Genomic DNA, 18,914 nt, shown 5'->3' with positions numbered 1-18,914 from the left:
TCTGCGTGTCGGTGGTCGCGCCGGCAGGCCCGGTGCCCGAGCCGGCAACGCCGTTGGTCGCCGCCGTCAGATAGCTCTCATCCACATTCAGCGTCGGCGCCGGCGTGCCGCTCAGCGCGATCGAGGGAACATCGTCCGTGATATTGATCGAGATGGTCGACGTGGAGGTATTGCCAAGGCCGTCGGTTACCGTGAACGTGAACACGTCCTGTCCGGGCTGCACGTTGGCGCCGTCGTTGCCTGCCGGAACATTCGCTTCCGGATTGGTCAACGTGTAGGTGTAGGTGCCATCCGCGTTGACATGCAGGATGCCGTACGTCCCATTGATGTTCGTGCCGACATTGCCGCTCACGTCGCTGCCGACATTGCCGGTCGCAACGCCGGTCACGGTCGCCCCGTCGGGGTCCGAGAAGGTCAGCGTCCCTGTCGTCGTCTCCGAGCCGTCGCCCGCATGCGAGCCGTTTACCGTCCCCGGGCCAAGGTCACCGGCCGGCGGCGTCGTATCGAGGCCCGCCTCGTCCACTGCGGCGAGCGCGGGCGATACCTGCGGCTGGCCGTTGGCGACCGCAATCGTCAGCGTCGCCGGCGAGGTGTCGCTGTCGCCGTCCGTGATCGTGTAGTTGAACACGTCAGTGCCAGTCGGCGTGTTCGGGTTGGCCTGATAGCTGTAATCGCCATTGGCGAGGACCGTCAGCACGCCATGTGCGCCGGTTACCGTCGTCACGCCGGCGTTCGTGACCGAACCGCTCCAGGCGATCGATGCGATCCCGTCCGCTCCCGCCGTGTCCGCCGCGCCGGTGCCATGGGTGCTAATGCCGGTCTCGACATTGCCCGTCACCTTTTCGCCGGACTGCGCCGCGTCCGTGTCGTTATGCGCCGTCGGCACGTCGTCCTTGATCGAGATCGTGATCGTCGAGGTGCTGGTGTTCCCATACCCGTCCTTCACCGTATAGGTGAACACGTCCTGTCCGGGCTGCACGTTGGCGCCGTCGTTGCCTGCCGGAACATTCGCTTCCGGATTGGTCAACGTGTAGGTGTAGGTGCCATCCGCGTTGACATGCAGGATGCCGTACGTCCCATTGATGTTCGTGCCGACATTGCCGCTCACGTCGCTGCCGACATTGCCGGTCGCAACGCCGGTCACGGTCGCCCCGTCGGGGTCCGAGAAGGTCAGCGTCCCTGTCGTCGTCTCCGAGCCGTCGCCCGCATGCGAGCCGTTTACCGTCCCCGGGCCAAGGTCACCGGCCGGCGGCGTCGTATCGAGGCCCGCCTCGTCCACTGCGGCGAGCGCGGGCGATACCTGCGGCTGGCCGTTGGCGACCGCAATCGTCAGCGTCGCCGGCGAGGTGTCGCTGTCGCCGTCGGTGATCGTGTAGTTGAACACGTCATTGCCCGCCGTCGTGTTCGGGTTGGCCTGATAGCTGTAATCGCCATTGGCGAGGACCGTCAGCACGCCATGCGCGCCGGTTACCGTCGTCACGCCGGCGTTCGTGACCGAACCGCTCCAGGCGATCGATGCGATCCCGTCCGCTCCCGCCGTGTCCGCCGCGCCGGTGCCATGGGTGCTAATGCCGGTCTCGACATTGCCCGTCACCGTCTCGCCGGACTGTGCTGCGTCCGTATCGGCTTTGGCCGCCGGCACGTCATCGATGACATTGATCACCAGGTTGCCGGAGGCGGGCTGGTTATCCAGGTCGGTCACAACGACCGCGAAGCTGGGTGCCGCTTCGGTATTGGCCCCATCGCCACCCGTGGCGCTATGGAAGTCTGATGTCAGCGTGTAGGTGTAATGGATCGTGCCAGTGCCGGTCGCGCCGGTGTACTCGTACCACGCGCTCACCGTGCCGCCCGTGGTGGTGTCCGTGAACGTCGTCGGGTTGCCCGAATCGCTCGACAGCGCGTGGCCGCCCAGCGTCACCGAGTTCACACCATCCTGCGAGGTGAAGCCGATCGTGCCGCTCACCGCGTTCGAGCCGTCATGCAGCGTACCGCTCGCCAGTCCCGCCTCGTACACGATCGCACCGGCCGCACCCGCAGCCGGGATATCGCCCAGCCTCGGCGGCTCATTGCCGATATTGATCGTCAGCGTGGTGTTCGACTGGTCGCCGTCGCCGTCCGTCAGCGTGTAGTGGAACACATCGTTCACGCCACCTGGCGTGTTCGCCGCGCGGTCATAGGTATAGTGGCCATCCGAATAGAGCGTCAGCGTGCCGTACTGGCCCGCGATCGTGGTGCCGGTGGCGGCGGACGTCACGTCCTGCGCCGCGCCCGTGCCAAACGCGGAGGTGACGCTGGCGCCGTCAGCGCCCTTCACATCCGCGCTCGTGGACGGATCGGTCTCGCCGGCCCCGGTCATCACGTTGCCCGAGATCTCCGCATGGCTGCCCGCCGCGACGCTGTTGGCGTCCGGGTTGGCCGTCGGCACGTCGTCGACGATCTGGACCGAGAGCGTACCCGGAAGGGAGACGTCGCCGTCGCTGTCGGTGACGGTCACCGTCATGTTGTCGAAGATGGAGTCGATTCCCGCACCGGGGTGGGGCTCGCTGTGCAGCAGCGTGTAGGTGTAGCTCACCTGGCCGGTGGCGGCGTCGTAGCCGTTGATTGTCAGCGTGTTGCCGAGCGGCGTCGTGATCTCGATCGGCGTCGATCCGCTGTTGGCGAGCGCGGCAGCCGAAATCACCTGGCCGTTGACGGTCAGCGAACCGATACCGTCGGGCGAGTTGATGGTGAAGGTACCCGTATTGTGTTCAGAGGGGTCGCCGTCGGCGCCTGGCGCCGCCGCTTCGCCCGAACCTTCCGAGCCGGAGCTCGCTGGCAGGCCCTTCTCATCGACGGTGGTGTCGCCGCCCTCGACGGACGGCGTCAGGTCGAGGATCGTCGGCGTGTGGTCCGGTGCCAACCCCGGGAACAGCTCGCGATGGTCCGGCTGGCCGAACGCCAGGTCCGTCGGCGGCAGCAGGGCGGAGAGGCCGAAGCCGTCGCCGATGCCGCCGGGAGGCTGTTCGAAATTTCCGCCTGCACTGCCCGGCGAGCCATTTCCGCCGGCCGAGATCGAGCCATCGGCGCCGAAGGCGACATCGACATGGCTTGCCTCGAGCGCGGCGATCAGGGCGACGCGTGGCACCTCGACGTCGCCGAGGATGAAGGTCGGCACATTCAGCGCGGCGTCCTTGATGACGATCTGGGATCCGTCGGGCTGCGTGAGGACGAGATCGTGTCCGTCGACTTTGATGTTGTCGATCGAGACGCTGGCCGGAAGCTTTACGACGTTGCCGGCCTCAACGTGATATTCGTGCGGGGCATTCGCTGCCGCCGCATTTGCCGCCGGTGCGCTTGCGGAAGCGTTGGAAGCAGGAGCCTTGGCGTCCGCCGCGGGCGGGTTTGCCCCCTGAGCATTGGCCGCGCCTTGCGCCGGCGTGCCGCTGCCGACATCGACCGGCACCGGCTCACTAGCCGCCTGGCCGCTGGCGGCCTGCGCGACCTGGACACCCGTCGAGATCGGATTTTCCCCAACGCTCGTATGCTCGTCCCAGGAATTTGAAACGGCGTCGAATTCGATATTGGTCGTCATAGCTAAAGCCCCTCCGGCATTTCCCGGAAAGAGACATGTGAGGCTCGGACTTTGCAACAGACCTTCAATTGATTTCATATATTGGAATATGTATAGAATCGCATTTTTTACACTTGGTAAATCGTCATGATATATCCAGATATGCATACTCTTAAGGAATGCGGGATTGACTGCGGCACGCATCGTCGGCTTGGTAAATTAAAGTATAAATTTGAATAAAATTTGATTGAAAATAGAATAGACTGATTCGCGGAAATTTACCCACCTTCCTTTCCGATAATTTGAGACAAGATTGGTAGCGTCCACAGTCAAAGGTGGGCGTTATGAAAATACAAAAAGCAGCCCCGGGAATGACGGGGATCAAGGTACTCTTGCTGGCGCTCGGCCTTGCCAGTCTGGCAAATCCATCATCGGCGAGCCCCAATTCGGGCGCGGATACGGTCCTGCAAAAGGCGCTTGCGCCGGCCAGCCTGGGCGGTGTTTCACTGGCCCGGCCGCAGTCCTGGCAGCCGGCCGCCGCGTACCGGATCGCGGACATTTCGGCTGGCTATGCGCCGGCGACGCCTCATGAGGTCTCGACTGCCGTGGCCAATGCCGGCATCGACCCGATCCAGACCGCCTCGATCATCCCCGGTGTTTTCGGCTCCGTCGCTTTGTCGATGCGCAACTTCCCGGTCGCCGCGCGCTGGGCTCCCGTCTACAAGGCCATCGTCGATTGCACCGCGGGCAGCCCCTGCGACCGCGAAAGCCCGGCTTTCGCCGAGATCATCAACATTGCCGCCGACAAGGGTTTTCGCGACAAGTTGACCTTCGTCAACAGCAGCATCAACCGGCTGATCGCCTATCGCAAGGACAGCGTCGTCTATGGCAAGCTCGACTACTGGGCAAAGCCTTCGGAAGTCCTCGAACATCGCGCCGGCGATTGCGAGGATTTCGCGATACTCAAGATGGCGGCCTTGCTGCGTGCCGGCATCCCGGCGCAGAGCATGTCGCTCGTGGTGCTCCAGGATCGCCGCCGCAAGTTCTTCCATGCCGTTCTGTCGGTGAGCACGGGAAGCGGCGCCTTCATCCTCGACAGTCTTAGCAACGCCGTTGTGCGCGACAGCGATCTGCCCGACTATGTTCCGCTCTATTCCTTCAGCACGGATCGCGCCTGGATACACGGGTCGAAGTCCGGTGCTCAGATCGCCGACATCACCGGTGGCTTCACGACGGTAGCGCCCGGCGAAGGCACTTCACCTGATATGGATGTGACGTCCGCGACATCCGGTGTTGCGAAATAGGCTGCTTGTCGGGCGGAGCTGTTGAAGGAAAGCGCGCCGCAACGTTCGCAATTGACCGAGGCCTTCCCAACGTCGTCATCCTTGGGCGTAGCGACGCGAAGCGGATCGAAGACCCATGCCGTTACTTTAATCGTAGGGTGCAGCGGAGCAGAATTCTGTACCGCTGGCAAAGCTTCAATGTAACGGCATGGATCCTATGGTCTGCGCTGCGTCGCTCCGCTCCTTGCTTCGCCATAGGATGACGAAGACGAAGGCTTCAGCGGGTCTTCAACGCATTCGACGTGCCGGCGCAAACGCTGCATGGCCGGTCAAAGCTAGCCGTTGAAGACGAAGGCCATCAGCAGTTCCGGCTCGGTGACGGGCGCGCGCACGGCGCTAAGCTGGCCGCGATAGCGGCGCTCGCCGGCACCGATGACGAAGCCGGTGCTGACGGGCGTCTCGCCATTGGCGTCGAGCCGGGCGAAGATGTCTGGAACATTGAGGTCGAGGGCCAGCTTCAGGTCCTGCCGCCCATCCTCGCCGGGCACGCTCGGCAATTGACGCCTGACCAGTTGCTGGAACGGTGTGTTGAAAGCCAGGATCTTCTTCGACGAAGACAGCGCGAAGGCGGGCGAGGGGCAGGCGATCAGGATCGCGTTGATCGTGCGGATCGAGGCAAGCTTGCGCAGTTCCATGCTTTCCTCGGTGAGGCCGCGCATGCAGGCGACCCGGATCGCCGAGGTGAGATTGCCCTGGTCGGGATGATGCTCGGCGATCTCCTCGACCAGCATTCCGATCGTGCATTTGCGGCTTTCCGCCATCTGCTTCAGCGACACCCAGAAGGCGCGTTCCAGCCGGATGCCGCGACGCACGCCACCGCGCGCCACCACCCGGAACTCCGGGCCGAAATCCTCGGCCGCGAGCGCCGGCAGCAGCCGTTCGCGCGGAGTATCCGGGTGGATGACGCTATCGCTCACTCATCGCCTCCTGACGCGCCTTGTTGATGGGCTTCAAAAGATAGTTGAGGATCGTCTTGCGTCCGGTCTTGATGTCGACCGAGCAGATCATGCCGGGGATGATCGAGTAGGCCTTGCCGTTTCTGGTCAGCGTCGACTTCTCGGTCGCGACCCGCACCTGGTAGTAGGGTTCGCCGGTCTTCTGGTCGACGAGACTGTCGGCGGTGATGTTGGAGACCTTGCCCTCGATGCCGCCGAAGATCGAGAAATCATAGGCCGTGACCTTGATGAGCGCCTCCTGGTCCGGCTGGATGAAGGCGACGTCGCGCGGCGAAACCCTGGCTTCGACCAGCAGCGTCTCGGATGTCGGCACGATGCCGGCCACCACTGCGCCTGGCTGAACGAAGGCGCCGAGCGTGTTGACGTCGAGCGTGTTGACGATGCCGTCGACCGGCGAGCGGATGTCGGTGCGCGCCACCGCGTCGGTGGCGCCGCGGATGGTTTCGTCGACCACGGAAAGATCGGCGAGCGCCTGCGTCAGGTCGCTCAACGCTTCCTGCTGCAATTGCAGGCCCAATTCGTTCACCTGAAGCTGCGCCTCGGTGATTGCCCCCTGGCCCTTCTTGATGGTCTCGCCGGCAAGGGTCAGCTGTCCGCTAAGGTCGGTCTGTTCCCGCTCGACGCGGATCTGTTCGGTCTTGGCCATCAGGCCTTTCTTGACCATGGGCTCGACCAGCGCCGCTTCCCGGTCGGTGACGGCCAGGCTCTTGGACAGGCGATCGGCGTTGGCGGTCGCCTCGTCGAGTTCCTTCTCGCGCTGGTCGAGTCGCGATTTGAGAACGGACAGCTTCACCTCGAAATTGTCGCGACGCGCGACGAGCAGCTTTTGCTCGTTGTCGCAGATTTCCGGCGCGACCTTCTGGATCTCCGCAGGGCAGGGGAACGCCCCTTCGACATTGCCGCTCTGCTCAAACTGCAGCCGCGCGATGCGTGCCTGCAGCGCTCGCGCCTTGGCCTTCTCTTCGCCAAGGCTCGAAGTATTGCCGGAGTTGTCGAGCCGGATGATGAGGTCGTTCTTCTTGACGGTCTGGCCGATCTTGACGGCAATCTCCTGCACCACGCCGGGCTCGCTGGCCTGAATGATCTGCGTCTTCGAGGCCGGTATCACCTTGCCTTCGCCGCGCGCGATCTCATCCACCTCGGCAAACGATGCCCAGGCGGTGAAGCACACGAACAGCGCCCCGACGATGTAGACGGACGCCGAGGCGAAAAATGGTGGCCGATCTTGCCTTGCAAGCATGTCCATACGTTCCGGTCAGGCATTGCCCTTTTGCAGTGCCTGGATGACTTGTTCCTTTGGCCCGTCCGCGACAATGCGGCCTTGCTCGATGACGATGAGACGGTCGGCAAGTTCCAGCATGCTGTAGCGATGGGTCGATACGATCAGCGTCGTGTTGCGGTCGAACGCCACCTTGAGCTGCTTGATCAACTGCCGTTCGGAAGCGAGATCCATCGAACCCGACGGCTCGTCCAGGAAGACGATCTTCGGCTTGGTCAAAAGCAGCCGAGCGATTGCCACCGCCTGCTTTTGCCCGCCCGAGAGATTTGTGCCTCGCTCTCCGACATTCATGTCGTAGCCGCGCGGATGCCGCGAGACGAAGTCGTCGACGCCCGCGGCTTTCGCCGCATCGATGATCTCCTCATCGGTCGCTTCCGGAGCCGCCATCAAAAGGTTTTCCTTGATGGTTCCCGAAAACAGGTCGCCGGCCTGCGCGACGACGCCGACCGCGGCGCGAACCTCCGACGGGTGGTATTGGCGGATGTCGATGCCGTCGAGCAGCAGCTCTCCCGACGTCGGCAGGAAAAGCCGGCCGATCAGCCGGCCCATCGTGGTCTTGCCGGAACCGATGCGGCCGATGATGCCGATGCGTTCGCCGGGCCTGACCGCGATGTTGAGTCCGCTCAGCACCTCGTTTTCCGTGCCCGGATAGGCGAAGCCGACATTCCTGAAGACGAGCGCGCCGCTACGGATCGGCCGGTTGACGAAACCGACCGTGTCCGGGCGGTCCTCTGGCTGCGACATGATCGTATTGATGATCCTGAGCGACAGCATGGCGTGGCGGAACCGCGCAAGCGTGATGGCGATCTGGCCGAGCGGAGCCACGGCCCGGCCGGCGAGCATCACGGTGCCGATGATGGCGCCTGTCGAGACCTGACCTTCCGAGAACGCGTAGGCGCCGGCCACAACCAGGGCGACCGTCACGAATTGCTGGATGGCGCCGGTGATGTTACCCGCCGCCGCCGAGAGTTCCTTGATTTTCTCCGACGTGTTGGCTGCGTTCTTCGAGTGCTCGCCCCATTTGCGCAGCAGATAGGCTTCGGCGCGCAGCGACTTGATCGTCTCGAGCGTGGAAATGGATTCGACCAGCAGGGCCTGGCGCTGCGACGCCTCGTTCATCGAGGCGGCGACCCGCTTGCCGATCCGCTGCTGCGTGATTAGCCCGACAATGACGGAGATGACGAAGGCCAGCGCCGGTATGATCACCAGCCAGCCGCCGATGGCGTAGATCACCAGCAGGAAGACGAAGACGAACATCGTATCGATGAAGACGCTGATGGTGTTCGAGGTGAAGAACTCGCGCACGAACTCGTACTGCGTGACACGGTTTGCATATTCGCCCGTCGACCCGGGCCGGGCCGAAAGCGAAGAATTCAGCACTTTCTCGAACAGCAGATAGGAAATCCGCAGATCGGCCTTGCGACCGGCATAGTCGATCAGTGACGCCCTGGCCGTCTTGAGGAGCAGGTCGAACAGGATCGCCGCGCCGATGCCGAGCGCCAGCACCCACAGCGTGGAGATCGCCTTGTTCGGCAGGATGCGATCGTAGACGTTCATGGTGAAGATCGGCGAGGCGATCGCCAGCAGATTGATGAAGACCGCCGACAGCACCACCTTCGAGTAGGTGCGCCAGAACGCCCCCATGGTGCCGGTAAGCCAGTGCCGCCTTTCGATCCGCGCGGCGGTGCCGACCGTCATCTCTTCGGCCGCGTTGGCATAGGTGATCGAAAAGGAAGTGCCGCCGCTGATATAGCTTTCGGCAAGTTCCGATCTGTCGATCGTGGTGCGGCCGTTTTCCTGTGGCGCCGTCAGATATTGCCCGCCCTCGATTTCCGCCAGGAGAGCGACCGGCAACTGGCTGACGCGGAAGACGATGGCCGGGAGATCGAAGCGGCCGCGCAGGAAATCGCGATGGCTGAAATCCTGGACTTCGAGGCCGATGCGTTCGGCCAGATGGCGGATTTCGTCCGGCTCGATGCGGGTATCCGAAATCGGCACGCCGGCGAACAGCACGGTTTCCGCGCTCGGCCTGCCGAGATAGGCCGCAACAGCGCAGAAGCAGGCTTTGAAGGCCTCCTTGGGTGAAAGGATGTTAGGTTGCTGGTTCACGATCCGCCCCGAAGGACTGAAAGATCGACGCTTACATTAGCTACTTCTTCCTGACCGGCGCGAGAATGTCGAATGGCAGATCGTTCTTCTGTTCGGACGGCGTCCGCGCATAAGTCTCGGTGTCGGCCGTTGCCGGCACTCCGAACTCCGTACGCGCATAGGCGTCCGCCTGCTTGGCCGGCTGGATGTTGAGCGTCTTCAGCAATTCCCCGGTCGCGGCCAGCAACCGGTATTCCGCGAACAGCGACGCGTAGGACGACGTGTCGGCCAGCGTTGCGGTGTTGAAGCGCGTGTTCTGGGCATCGAGCACGTCGAGCAGCGAGCGCTGCCCGACCTTGAACTGCTCGCGATAGGAGGCGACGAGCTTCTCATTGGTGGCCGCCTGCTGCCGCAGCGTCTTTGCAAGGTCGGCCTGACGGAAGCGGCGGTCCCATGAGGTCCGGACGGCTTCCTCGATCTCGCGCAGCACCTGGTGCAGCGCAAGACGCTGCTCGCTGGTGCGGCGGATCTGTTCCTGTTCATTGGCCTTGTCGATGCCGCCGCGATAGAGGTTCCAGCGCAGCACCACCCGGGCTTGCAGGTCGCTCGCGTCGCCATTGTCGCCGTCGATGTCATACCCGCCCCGGGCAACACCCTCGGCGGTAACCGTCGGGCCGTATTTCGCCCGCGCCGCGTCGACCAGCGAAGACGCCGCGTCGATATCGCTGTTGGCCATATGGACACGCGGATTGTTCTGCCTGGCGAGCCCGATCGCATCGTCCAGCGACCGCGGCAGGGCGGCCGAGACATCGGCCGGCCGCGACGCGCTGGTCAGCGGCTTGCCGACATTTTTGAAGAAGCGGATCTTGGCCGCTTCGAGTTCTTCGGTTGCCTCCTGCATCCGCGCTTTGGCGGCATAAAGGCGTTCCTCGGCCTGCTGCCGGTCGGCGTCGTTGAGCGCGCCGCCCGCGATGCCTTGCTTGATGTCGCTGAGGATGGACTGATGGAAGCCAAGGTTCTTCTTGGCCTCGGCCACGATCGACGCCTGCAGCATGTATTCCAGATAGTCCTGGACGACCGCAAGCCCGATGAATTCCGACCGTTCCAGAACCCGGAAAGAAGCTCCATCGACCCGCGAGGCCTGGCGATTCAATTCGGCCCGCCTTGCGCCACTGTCATAAAGCGTCTGCGAGACCGTCAGGTCGGCCTCGTTCGGATAAAGCGCGTCGTGAGACTGGTCGAGCGCACGCCTTGTATCATTGTCCAGGCGGCGAACGCCGGTCGACGCTTCCAGATCGACGCTGGGAAGATACAGGCCTTTTGCCTGACGCAGCTCGAATTCGATCGCTTCGCGGTTTTCGATCGCCTGCCCAATCTCTGGATTGGATTCCACAGCGACTGCGACGGCTTCTTTGAGCGTGAGTGCGCTGGCGCTACCGCAAGCCAGCATCGACACCGTAATGGCAAGCGCAACCCGCCAGCCGACGGTAATTTTACCCATCCTGGTCATTTCTACCCCGCGACTATCCCCGCGCCATTCTGTTTTTTATTGGCGCTTATTTGCCCAAGCCTGCCACCGGAGCTTGCGGCCAGTATCTATCAGATTTTTCGAGGATGTGAGGGCATAATGGATTAGACACCTCTTCAAAGTTGAATTCGAGGCATTAGTGCCAGTGCCTGTAGCAAAAATGGCACAGAACCGGGTGCCACAAGCCATGGACTCCCAGTCCAAAACAGGCCGCTATGGTTAATGGTCTGAAACAAATGACGATTCGTGCAGCCGCCACGCGCAAGGCGCCCGGCGTTAGATCGTCCAACATTAGCTGGGAAAAATCTGCTGCGACTTTGCAAGACATGCGCAAGAAATCGCCATGCCGATCGGTTTGGTTGGCAAACCGGGATCGTTCCCTGTACTGCGGCCAGAGGCAAAAGCGTGGATCTTCTTGCATGACCAATGTCGCCCTGACCGGGCTTGCCCGCGATCTCGCCCGACGCGCCGCCGAGGGCAGGCCGGTGCGCATCGGTGTCATCGGCTCCGGCGAGATGGGCACCGATCTGGTGACGCAGGGCATGCTGATGCCCGGCATTTCGATCGCGGCGATCTCCACGCGGCGCCCGCACACCGCCCGTCAGGCGATCCGCATCGCCTATGGCGACGAGGCGATGGCGGCCGAGGCCGAAACCGCCTCCAGGGTCACCCAGGCGATCGAGCGAGGCAGGATCGCCATCACCTCGAACGAGATGCTGGTCACCAACCCGCTGATCGACGTCGTCATCGACGCCACGGGTAAACCCGGCGTTGCCGCCGATTTCGACCTCATGGCCATGGAGCATGGCAAGCATCTGGTGATGATGAACGTCGAGGCCGACGTGACCATCGGCTGCTACCTGAAGCAGCAGGCCGACCGGTTGGGTGTCGTCTACTCGGTCGGCGCGGGCGACGAGCCCTCGAGTTGCATGGAACTGATCGAATTCGCCTCGGCGCTAGGCTACACCATCGTCTCGGCCGGCAAGGGCAAGAACAATCCGCTCAACCACGACGCCGTTCCGGACGACTACCGGGAAGAGGCGCAACGCCGCAACATGAACCCGCGCATGCTGGTCGAGTTCGTCGACGGCTCCAAAACCATGGTCGAGATGTGCGCCATCGCCAACGCAACCGGGCTGGTGCCGGATGTCCCGGGCATGCACGGACCCAGGGCGGATCGCGATCAACTGGCCAGGGTGCTGATTCCGAAAGAGGATGGCGGCCTTCTGTCGAGGAAAGGCGTCGTCGATTATACGATCGGCAAAGGCGTGGCGCCCGGCGTATTCGTCATCGTCAAGGCGATGCATCCGCGTATCGTCGAGCGCATGGACGATCTGCATGTCGGCAAGGGCCCTTACTACGGCTTGTTTCGACCCTATCATCTGACGTCGCTGGAAGTGCCGCTTACCGCCGCCCGCATCATGCTCCATGGCAAACCCGACATGGTGCCGCTACCGAGGCCGGTGGCGGAAGTCTGCGCGGTCGCCAAGCGCGACCTCGCCGCCGGCGAGACGTTCGACGCCATCGGCGAGACTTGCTACCGCTCCTGGACGATGACGGTAGCCGATGCCCGGGCGAGACGCGCGGTGCCGGTCGGTTTGCTCGAAGGCGGCAAGGTGCTGAAGGCTGTCAGGAAGGGCGAGTTGCTGACGCAGGACAACGCCGCGCCGGACCAGACGACGAGACTCTACGCCCTGCGCCGACTGCAGGATGAGGTGCTCTACGGCGTGGCGGCTACTTCCCCAGTTCTATCGACCTCAGCCGCGCCGCTTCCACCGCTTCAGTAACGAGCTTCGTCAGCCGGTCCCCACCCATGAGCACGGCCAGCGCCGCGGCGGTCGTGCCGTTGGGGCTGGTCACCTGCTGGCGCAGCACGCCCGGCTCCTCCTCGCTTTCGGCGGCAAGCGAGGCGGCGCCGAAAACGGTCTGCATGGCAAGCAGCTTGGCGGTCTCGGCCGGCAGGCCGGCCTTCTCCGCCGCAACCGTCAGCGCCTCGATGAAATGGAAGATATAGGCCGGGCCCGAGCCGGAAACGGCCGTCACGGCGTCCATAAGGCCCTCGTCGTCGATCGTCGTCACGACACCGCTTGCCGAAAGCAGTTCGGCAACGAAGCGGCGGACGTCGTCGGAGACCAGCGGGTTGGAGAACACCACCATCATGCCCTTGCCGATCGCCGCCGGCGTGTTCGGCATGCAGCGGATGACCGGCGCGATCTCGCCCAGAATTTCCTCGAAGGTGGCGACCGGCGTGCCGGCGGCAATGCTGAGAAAGCTGGTCCTGCCGTCGCCGAAGCGCTTGTAGTGCGCCGTTACCTCGCGGATCATCTGCGGTTTTACCGCAATGACGACGAGGTCAGGCACCGCATCGGCCGGAATGCCTGCAGCGTCGGCGGCGGCACGGCAGCCGAGATGTTCGGCGCGCTGGCGCAGTTCCGCGTTGGGCTCGACCACGAACACCGCCGTCGGCTCGAGCTTCGCGGATTTCAGCCAGCCCGAGAGCATGGCGTAACCCATGTTGCCGCAACCGGCGAGAACGAGCCTGATCGTCATGAAAGCCTCCACGAGAAGGCTTTCCTTAGACGTTTGCGGTGCGCTGGAAAAGTCCAGCGGCGTAAGATCGATCGTCCAGCGATCAGCCGGGGCGGCGAACCGGGATCGGCCGCAGCGAGACTTGTCTGAGGCCAAGCACGCCCAGCACGAAGAACAGCCAGACGGGATCGCCGCGGTGGAAGAAGAAGCTTTCCAGGAAACCGTTCAGCGCCGTGAACAGCACCACCATCATGAAGAAATCGCCGAGGAAGATGTTTTCCTTACGCGCCGGGATGCGCATGTAGTCGCGCAAAGGGGCGATCAGGAAGGTGTAGATGGCGACGCAGAGCGCGGGTATGCCCATCAGCACGGCGATGTCGAGATAGCCGTCATGGCCATGCACGATGGTGCGGATATCCCAGGGCCGGTCGAAGGGTTGGTCCTGGTTGAGCAGCAGCGGCGTTCCCCAGAAACTTTCGTAGCCGTAGCCGGTCCATGGCTTCTTCGCCAGCATCTCGCCGGCGAACTCCCAAAGCGTCGTGCGTCCGGTATAGGTGAGGTTCGGAAAATAGATCGCCGCCAGGTGTTTCACCGGGGGGATGAAGACGATGCCGAGCGTGCCGACGGCGGTCGCGATGATTGCCAGCGCGAACAGGATCGGCGTGCCGAGCCGCATGCCGATGAGGCTGGGCAGCACGACGATCATGATCGAGAACGGGATCAGCCCGGCGGTCGTCTTGGAGCCGGTGTGCAGCATGAACACCATCGCCGCGCAGAAGATGCCGGCGCCCCACCAGCGCTGGCCGCGCCGGAAGAGATAGAGCCCGGCGAAGCTGAAACAGGCCATGACCGGACCGGCGATGTTCTTGTGGGTGAAGACGCCGCGCCACAGGCCCGCATGCTCCGGCTCCTGCGAATCGGCGGTATGCAGCGCCTCATGCGGGAAGACGATCAGGCCGATATAGGAGAGGCCGATCACCACGACCGCGGTGAAGATCACCACCCTGGCGAAGGACTCGGCATCGCGCGGCAGCACCAGGACCGTCGCCATGGTGATGATGCCGATCATGGTGAATGAGGCGGCGCGCATTGCTGACGGCGGATCGGTGGCCAGCACCACCGACAGGAAGAAAAAGCCCAGCATCAGCGCCCAGGACGGGCTGACCAGCGAGCGCACCACGCGCGGATCGGCGAAAGCGAGCAGCGAGAAGATCGAGACCGCGCCGAGCGAGCCGAAACCGAGCTGGTTGACGATGTCGCCGCCGTCGCCGGTCAGTTCCGCGCCGGCCGGCTGGAACGGCCGGAAAGAGACGATGATGACGGTGAACAAAAGCGCCGCGACCGCCGTGGCGACGCCGTCGCGCGTGAAGGCGGCGCTGAGCGGCGCGCGCTCAGTTCTTCTCAGGCTGCCGGTACTGCTCATTGGCATATCCGAATTCGGCAAGCACCCGGCCGAGCGCGACATAGACCGGGTAGAGGCCCGTCGTCAGCGAGCCGGTACGCGCCAGCCGGATGGCGCCGCGCAGCGGCGAGGCGGCCAGCAGCGCCAGGCTTTTCAGGAAAACTTTGAGGCCGGCAAGCGGCGTGCCGGCCCGTTTCTTTTTTTCGACAAGCGTCGAGATCACGCCGTTGCGCAGGCTGCGGGCGCGTATCCAGTCGGCCTCGATGCGCCGGGCCGGCACGGCTTCCTCGACTTTTGCTTCGGCGCACCAGCCGAGCACGAAGCCTTTCTGCGCGGAACGGCTGAGGAAGTCGGAATCGCCGCCGCCCATGAAATTGAACCTGAGGTCGAGGAAGGGTGGCCCCATGGCCGCCAGCACGTTGCGTCCCACCAGCAGGTTGCCGGACGAATAAAGCGCCGGCACGCGGCCCGTTTCACGATAAGGCGGCGCAAAGACCGGGTGTTCGGCCCATCTGGCGTGGCTGGGATCGGCAAAGACCGGCACTTGCGGGCCGCCGACGATGTCGGCCTGGAGCGTCTCCGCGGCCTTGCACATGCGCTCCAGCCAGTCGGGCGCGGCGATCTCGTCATCGTCGATGACCAGCAGGTGCTTGAAGTTGGGAAACTGCAGGATCGCCGTCTGCCAGCCGGCGTTGTAGGCGCTGCAATTGCCGCGCTCATGCGCGACGATCACCATGCCGGGCATCTCGCCGCTTTCGAACAGGGGCAGCACCGCGCCGGCACCCTCGCGCGCCTCGGCCTCGTTTTCCATGACGATGACGGCAAAGCGCCTGCCGGTCCGCTGCGCCTTGAGCGAAGCCAAGGCCTCCAGCACCTGCTTCGGCCGCTTGAAGGTCGGCAGCGTCACGACCGCTTCGACGGTCTCGGCGGCAAGCCCCGGCGACCGCCCCGCGATCGATACAGAAGCGTCGGACGGCAAAGGGATCATCCGTTTCCAGCAGCGTGGGTTTAAACCCTCGATAGCATCGCGGTAATAAGGTTTCGTTAATCACCTTCTCGCCCGGCTGCCAGAAAAGCCGGGTCTTCGGCCTTTGACAGTGCCATTTAATCAAGGCTTCACCGCGTTTTGCTACCGGCTGCACCAATGGATAGGTGAGATGCATCTGCTGTTCGCCACATCGATCGTGCCCGATGGCGCTCTCGCCTCGGGCTACGAGATTGCCAACGCCGCGATCATCGACGCGCTGCGGCGCGCCGGCGCGCGCGTGACGGTGATCGGCTTCATCTGGCCGGGCAAGGCTCCGTCCGATCCGCAAAACACCATCGTGCTCGACGCCGTCGAGGTCCGCACCGAAAGCGCTTCGCCGCTGCGGAAGCTTGCCTGGCTGGGCAAGGCGGTTCTCTCCGGCCTTACCTTTTCCTCGGTCAAGCTGCGCGTCGTTCCTGACACGCAAGTCCGCGCCGCCATCGAGCGCGCCGGTCCCTTCGATGGCTATGTCCTGAATTCGGTTCAGTTCGCGGGTGCTTTTGAAAGGGTGCTCGCCGACCGGCCATCGATCTTCGTCGCGCACAATGTCGAGCATTGTTCGGCCGAGGAAAATGCCGCCGCGGCCGGCAGCGCGCTTCAACGCTGGATGTTCCGCCGCGAGGCCAGGCTCCTCAAGGTCATGGAAACGCGGCTCTGCGGCGCCGCGCGTTTTGTCTTCACGCTGGCCGAGGAAGACCGCGCGGCACTCGGCGTCGCGTCCGACAGACGCTCGGCGGTGCTGCCGTTGGTCACGCGCGCTGAGGCGCCGACAGGCAAGGCGCGGCGCCGCATCGATTGCGACGCCGCGCTGATCGGCACCTGGACCTGGCAGCCGAACCGCATCGGGCTCGACTGGTTCCTGACCAAGGTGGTGCCGCATCTGAAGCCGGATTTCCGCATCAGGATCGCGGGCAACATGCCTTCCGGCATCAGCTCAGCGCATCCCGGCGTCTCCTTCGTCGGCAGGGTTCCGGATGCGCAGGCCTTTGTGCGCGGCGCCGCCGTCATCCCCTTGATCAGCACCGCAGGCAGCGGGGTGCAACTGAAAACCATCGAGACCTTCGAGCTCGGCCTGCCGTCCGTCGCCACCAGCCGCTCGCTGCGCGGCATCGGCTATCGTCCCGACAATTGCGTGGTGACCGACGATCCGATTGCTTTCGCAGCCGCTCTCCAGGTGGCCGCGGCAAACATCCGCGACGTCGATGGCATCGCCTTCCATCGCCGCCAGTTGAAGGCGTTAGACATCGCGATCGGGCTTGGTCTGGAGAAGCTTGGCGTCGTCAGGCAGGAGGTCGCCGCATGAACATGCACACCGCGCGCGCCGCCTTCGGCTTCGATACGCTCAAGACCATTTTGGGTATTCCGGTGCTGGCCATACGCTGGGACGAGGCCATCACCTTGCTCACAAGGCTGATCGACGAGCGTCGCTTCACCAAGGTGAGTTTCCTCAACGCCCACAACGCCAACCTTGCCTGTACCGACCAGGTCTTTGCCGAAGCGCTGGAAGACTTCCTCATCCTGCCGGACGGCGTCGGCGTCGACATGGCGGCAAAGCTGCTTTACGGCGCGCCTTTCCCCAGTAACCTCAACGGTACCGACTTCATTCCGGCCTTCCTGCAGGCGTCGTCGCACCCGCTGACGGTGGCGCTGCTCGGCACGACGCGCGCCAATGCCGAAGCTGCAAGCGCAAAACTTTCGACGCTCGCTATGCAGCACGAATTCGTTGTCATCCATGACGGCTTCTTCTCGGCCGCCGAGGAGCCGGCGATCCTCGAGCGCATTGCCAGGCTGCGGCCGGATGTGCTGCTCGTCGCCATGGGCGTTCCACGCCAGGAATTGTGGATCGAGCGCCACATCGACAGCCGCCATTGCACACTGCCGGTCGCCGTCGGCGCGCTGCTCGATTTCATGAGCGGCTCGGTGCCGCGCGCGCCGCTGTGGCTGCGCCGGCTGCGGCTCGAATGGCTGTTCCGCCTGTGGATCGAACCCGGCCGCCTGTGGCGCCGCTATATCGTCGGCAATCCGCTGTTCCTGTGGCGCGTCGTCAAGCAGAAGCTGTCGCTCGGACCGCGGCCGGCGGAGGCGCGCCGGTGAACAGCCGCTTCGTGCCGGATTCCTCCACGGCAATCGAACCGCTGCCGCGCGCGCCCTTGGCCGCGATCGTCACCGCGAGCTACGCACCCGATTTCGAACGCTGCCGCCTTTTGTGCGAAACCATCGACCGCCACGTCACCGGCATGGCGCATCACTATATCCTTACCGAGCATCGCGACGTCGCGCTGTTTCGCCAGTTGGAAGGCAGCCGCCGCAGCGTCGTCGACGAGCGGTATCTGCTGCCGCGCTGGCTGCATGTGTTCGACGATCCGCTGAGCGGCTTTCGCCGCCGCATCTGGCTGAGTTTCAGAACGCAGCCGTTGCGCGGCTGGCACGTGCAGCAGCTGCGCCGCATCGCCATTGCCGGCCACGCAAAGGAAGACGTGCTGATCTTCTGCGATTCCGACGTCGCCTTCCTGAAGCCGTTCGACACCGGCGCCTTCTGGCGCGACGGCAAGGTTCGGCTGTTCCGTCGCGACGGCGTGCTGTCGAACGACGGTCATGACGAGCATCGCATCTGGTCGCGCAATGCCGGCGCCGCGCTCGGCGTCGATCCGGCCAATCCATCGAGCCACGACTACATCTCGACGCTGATTGCCTGGCGCCGCGAGACGGTTAACGCGGTGTGCGAGCGCATCGAGAAGGTGCATGGCCGCGACTGGGTCAGCGTCGTCGGCTCTGCGCGTAAGTTCTCCGAATGCATGATCTACGGCCGCTACGTCGATGACGTGCTTGCGGGTGCCGGCCATTTCCACGGCTCGGAGGAGTTCTGCCGCGTCCACTGGAACGGCAAGCCGCTCTCGGATGACGAATTCCACCGCTTTGTCGACACCATGGCGCCGGAACAGGTGGCGATCGGCATGCAGTCCTTCATCGGCACCGATGTCGCCCGTATCCGTCGCCTGATCGGGCTTGAGTAAGCTGCGCTGAGATTCAGGTCAGGCCGAGCCGAAAATGGTGGCGTCCGAGAACCGGAGCGGAGCGTACTGAGGTACGTGTTGGGGTGGACGGCCCCCGACGGCATCGCAATGTGCCAGAATGAGGTCGTTGCAGATCTCAACAAGGGAGACCGTCCGTGGATAAACTTATTCGCATTGGCATGGATACGTCAAAGAGCG

Annotated in this window: 13 protein-coding genes; 5 read left to right on the top strand and 8 right to left on the bottom strand. The window is 63.8% G+C overall.

Features of this window, described 5'->3' with window-relative positions:
* A partial coding sequence (locus RFM68_RS32985) for a beta strand repeat-containing protein (protein ID WP_320237113.1) occupies positions 1-3,571 on the bottom strand: 3,571 nt, incomplete at its 3' end.
* A gap of 350 nt (positions 3,572-3,921) precedes the next feature.
* Between RFM68_RS32985 and RFM68_RS32980 the strand changes: the two genes are divergently transcribed.
* A complete protein-coding gene (locus RFM68_RS32980) occupies positions 3,922-4,854 on the top strand; it encodes a transglutaminase-like cysteine peptidase (protein ID WP_320237112.1) in 933 nt (310 codons plus the stop codon).
* Positions 4,855-5,168: 314 nt separating this feature from the next.
* On the opposite strand, the gene RFM68_RS32975 is transcribed toward RFM68_RS32980, so the two are convergent.
* The 4 genes from RFM68_RS32975 to RFM68_RS32960 are packed head-to-tail and all read right to left on the bottom strand — an operon-like array spanning position 5,169 to position 10,666.
* A complete protein-coding gene (locus RFM68_RS32975) occupies positions 5,169-5,810 on the bottom strand; it encodes a ribbon-helix-helix domain-containing protein (RefSeq protein ID WP_320237110.1) in 642 nt (213 codons plus the stop codon).
* Positions 5,800-7,089 (bottom strand): HlyD family type I secretion periplasmic adaptor subunit, encoded by a 1,290-nt coding sequence (locus RFM68_RS32970; protein WP_320237107.1) that lies wholly within the window; start codon positions 7,087-7,089, stop codon positions 5,800-5,802. Before RFM68_RS32970 ends, RFM68_RS32975 begins: the two co-directional genes overlap by 11 nt.
* A 15-nt stretch (positions 7,090-7,104) precedes the next feature.
* Positions 7,105-9,237: a type I secretion system permease/ATPase gene (locus tag RFM68_RS32965; protein WP_320237104.1), complete on the bottom strand. Its 2,133-nt coding sequence runs from the start codon at positions 9,235-9,237 to the stop codon at positions 7,105-7,107.
* 40 nt (positions 9,238-9,277) lie between these two features.
* Positions 9,278-10,666, bottom strand: coding sequence for a TolC family protein (locus tag RFM68_RS32960; RefSeq protein ID WP_430695007.1), 1,389 nt, complete (start codon positions 10,664-10,666; stop codon positions 9,278-9,280).
* Positions 10,667-11,163: 497 nt separating this feature from the next.
* Here RFM68_RS32960 and RFM68_RS32955 point away from each other — a divergent pair, with 497 nt between their 5' ends.
* Entirely contained in the window at positions 11,164-12,531 is a 1,368-nt protein-coding gene (locus RFM68_RS32955; RefSeq protein WP_320237102.1) for an NAD(P)H-dependent oxidoreductase, read from the top strand.
* Here the strand turns inward: RFM68_RS32955 and proC are convergent.
* The 3 genes from proC to RFM68_RS32940 all read right to left on the bottom strand — a co-directional run bounded on the left by proC (position 12,479) and on the right by RFM68_RS32940 (position 15,663).
* Positions 12,479-13,294 carry a pyrroline-5-carboxylate reductase gene (proC, locus tag RFM68_RS32950; protein ID WP_320237101.1) on the bottom strand — a complete coding sequence of 272 codons (816 nt, stop codon included), beginning with the start codon at positions 13,292-13,294 and terminating at the stop codon, positions 12,479-12,481. The genes RFM68_RS32955 and proC overlap by 53 nt on opposite strands.
* A gap of 82 nt (positions 13,295-13,376) precedes the next feature.
* Positions 13,377-14,696 (bottom strand): O-antigen ligase family protein, encoded by a 1,320-nt coding sequence (locus RFM68_RS32945; RefSeq protein ID WP_320237100.1) that lies wholly within the window; start codon positions 14,694-14,696, stop codon positions 13,377-13,379.
* Positions 14,665-15,663 carry a glycosyltransferase family 2 protein gene (locus RFM68_RS32940; protein WP_320237099.1) on the bottom strand — a complete coding sequence of 333 codons (999 nt, stop codon included), beginning with the start codon at positions 15,661-15,663 and terminating at the stop codon, positions 14,665-14,667. The genes RFM68_RS32945 and RFM68_RS32940 overlap by 32 nt, the downstream gene beginning before the upstream one ends.
* A gap of 169 nt (positions 15,664-15,832) precedes the next feature.
* Between RFM68_RS32940 and RFM68_RS32935 the strand changes: the two genes are divergently transcribed.
* Genes RFM68_RS32935 through RFM68_RS32925 form a run of 3 tightly spaced genes read left to right on the top strand, consistent with a single transcriptional unit; the run spans position 15,833 to position 18,716 of the window.
* Positions 15,833-17,005 (top strand): glycosyltransferase, encoded by a 1,173-nt coding sequence (locus RFM68_RS32935; protein WP_320237098.1) that lies wholly within the window; start codon positions 15,833-15,835, stop codon positions 17,003-17,005.
* Entirely contained in the window at positions 17,002-17,796 is a 795-nt protein-coding gene (locus tag RFM68_RS32930; RefSeq protein ID WP_320237097.1) for a WecB/TagA/CpsF family glycosyltransferase, read from the top strand. Before RFM68_RS32935 ends, RFM68_RS32930 begins: the two co-directional genes overlap by 4 nt.
* Complete coding sequence (locus RFM68_RS32925) at positions 17,793-18,716, top strand: DUF6492 family protein (RefSeq protein ID WP_320237096.1); 924 nt, start codon at positions 17,793-17,795, stop codon at positions 18,714-18,716. The genes RFM68_RS32930 and RFM68_RS32925 overlap by 4 nt, the downstream gene beginning before the upstream one ends.
* The last annotated feature ends 198 nt before the right edge of the window (positions 18,717-18,914 follow it).

Source organism: Mesorhizobium montanum, assembly GCF_033977145.1.
GTDB classification, from domain to species: domain Bacteria; phylum Pseudomonadota; class Alphaproteobacteria; order Rhizobiales; family Rhizobiaceae; genus Mesorhizobium; species Mesorhizobium montanum.
The sequence above is the reverse complement of the archived record's forward strand: the minus strand, read 5'-3'. Positions and strand labels throughout refer to the sequence as shown.

What these genes read in the sequence shown, in the direction of transcription:
- RFM68_RS32980 (WP_320237112.1), top strand. Translation starts at nt 3,922, where the DNA reads ATGACGGGGATCAAGGTACTCTTGCTGGCGCTCGGCCTTGCCAGTCTG.
- RFM68_RS32970 (WP_320237107.1), bottom strand. Translation starts at nt 7,089, where the DNA reads ATGCTTGCAAGGCAAGATCGGCCACCATTTTTCGCCTCGGCGTCCGTC.
- RFM68_RS32960 (WP_430695007.1), bottom strand. Translation starts at nt 10,666, where the DNA reads ATGCTGGCTTGCGGTAGCGCCAGCGCACTCACGCTCAAAGAAGCCGTC.
- RFM68_RS32955 (WP_320237102.1), top strand. Translation starts at nt 11,164, where the DNA reads ATGACCAATGTCGCCCTGACCGGGCTTGCCCGCGATCTCGCCCGACGC.
- proC (WP_320237101.1), bottom strand. Translation starts at nt 13,294, where the DNA reads ATGACGATCAGGCTCGTTCTCGCCGGTTGCGGCAACATGGGTTACGCC.
- RFM68_RS32945 (WP_320237100.1), bottom strand. Translation starts at nt 14,696, where the DNA reads ATGAGCAGTACCGGCAGCCTGAGAAGAACTGAGCGCGCGCCGCTCAGC.
- RFM68_RS32940 (WP_320237099.1), bottom strand. Translation starts at nt 15,663, where the DNA reads ATGATCCCTTTGCCGTCCGACGCTTCTGTATCGATCGCGGGGCGGTCG.
- RFM68_RS32935 (WP_320237098.1), top strand. Translation starts at nt 15,833, where the DNA reads ATGCATCTGCTGTTCGCCACATCGATCGTGCCCGATGGCGCTCTCGCC.
- RFM68_RS32930 (WP_320237097.1), top strand. Translation starts at nt 17,002, where the DNA reads ATGAACATGCACACCGCGCGCGCCGCCTTCGGCTTCGATACGCTCAAG.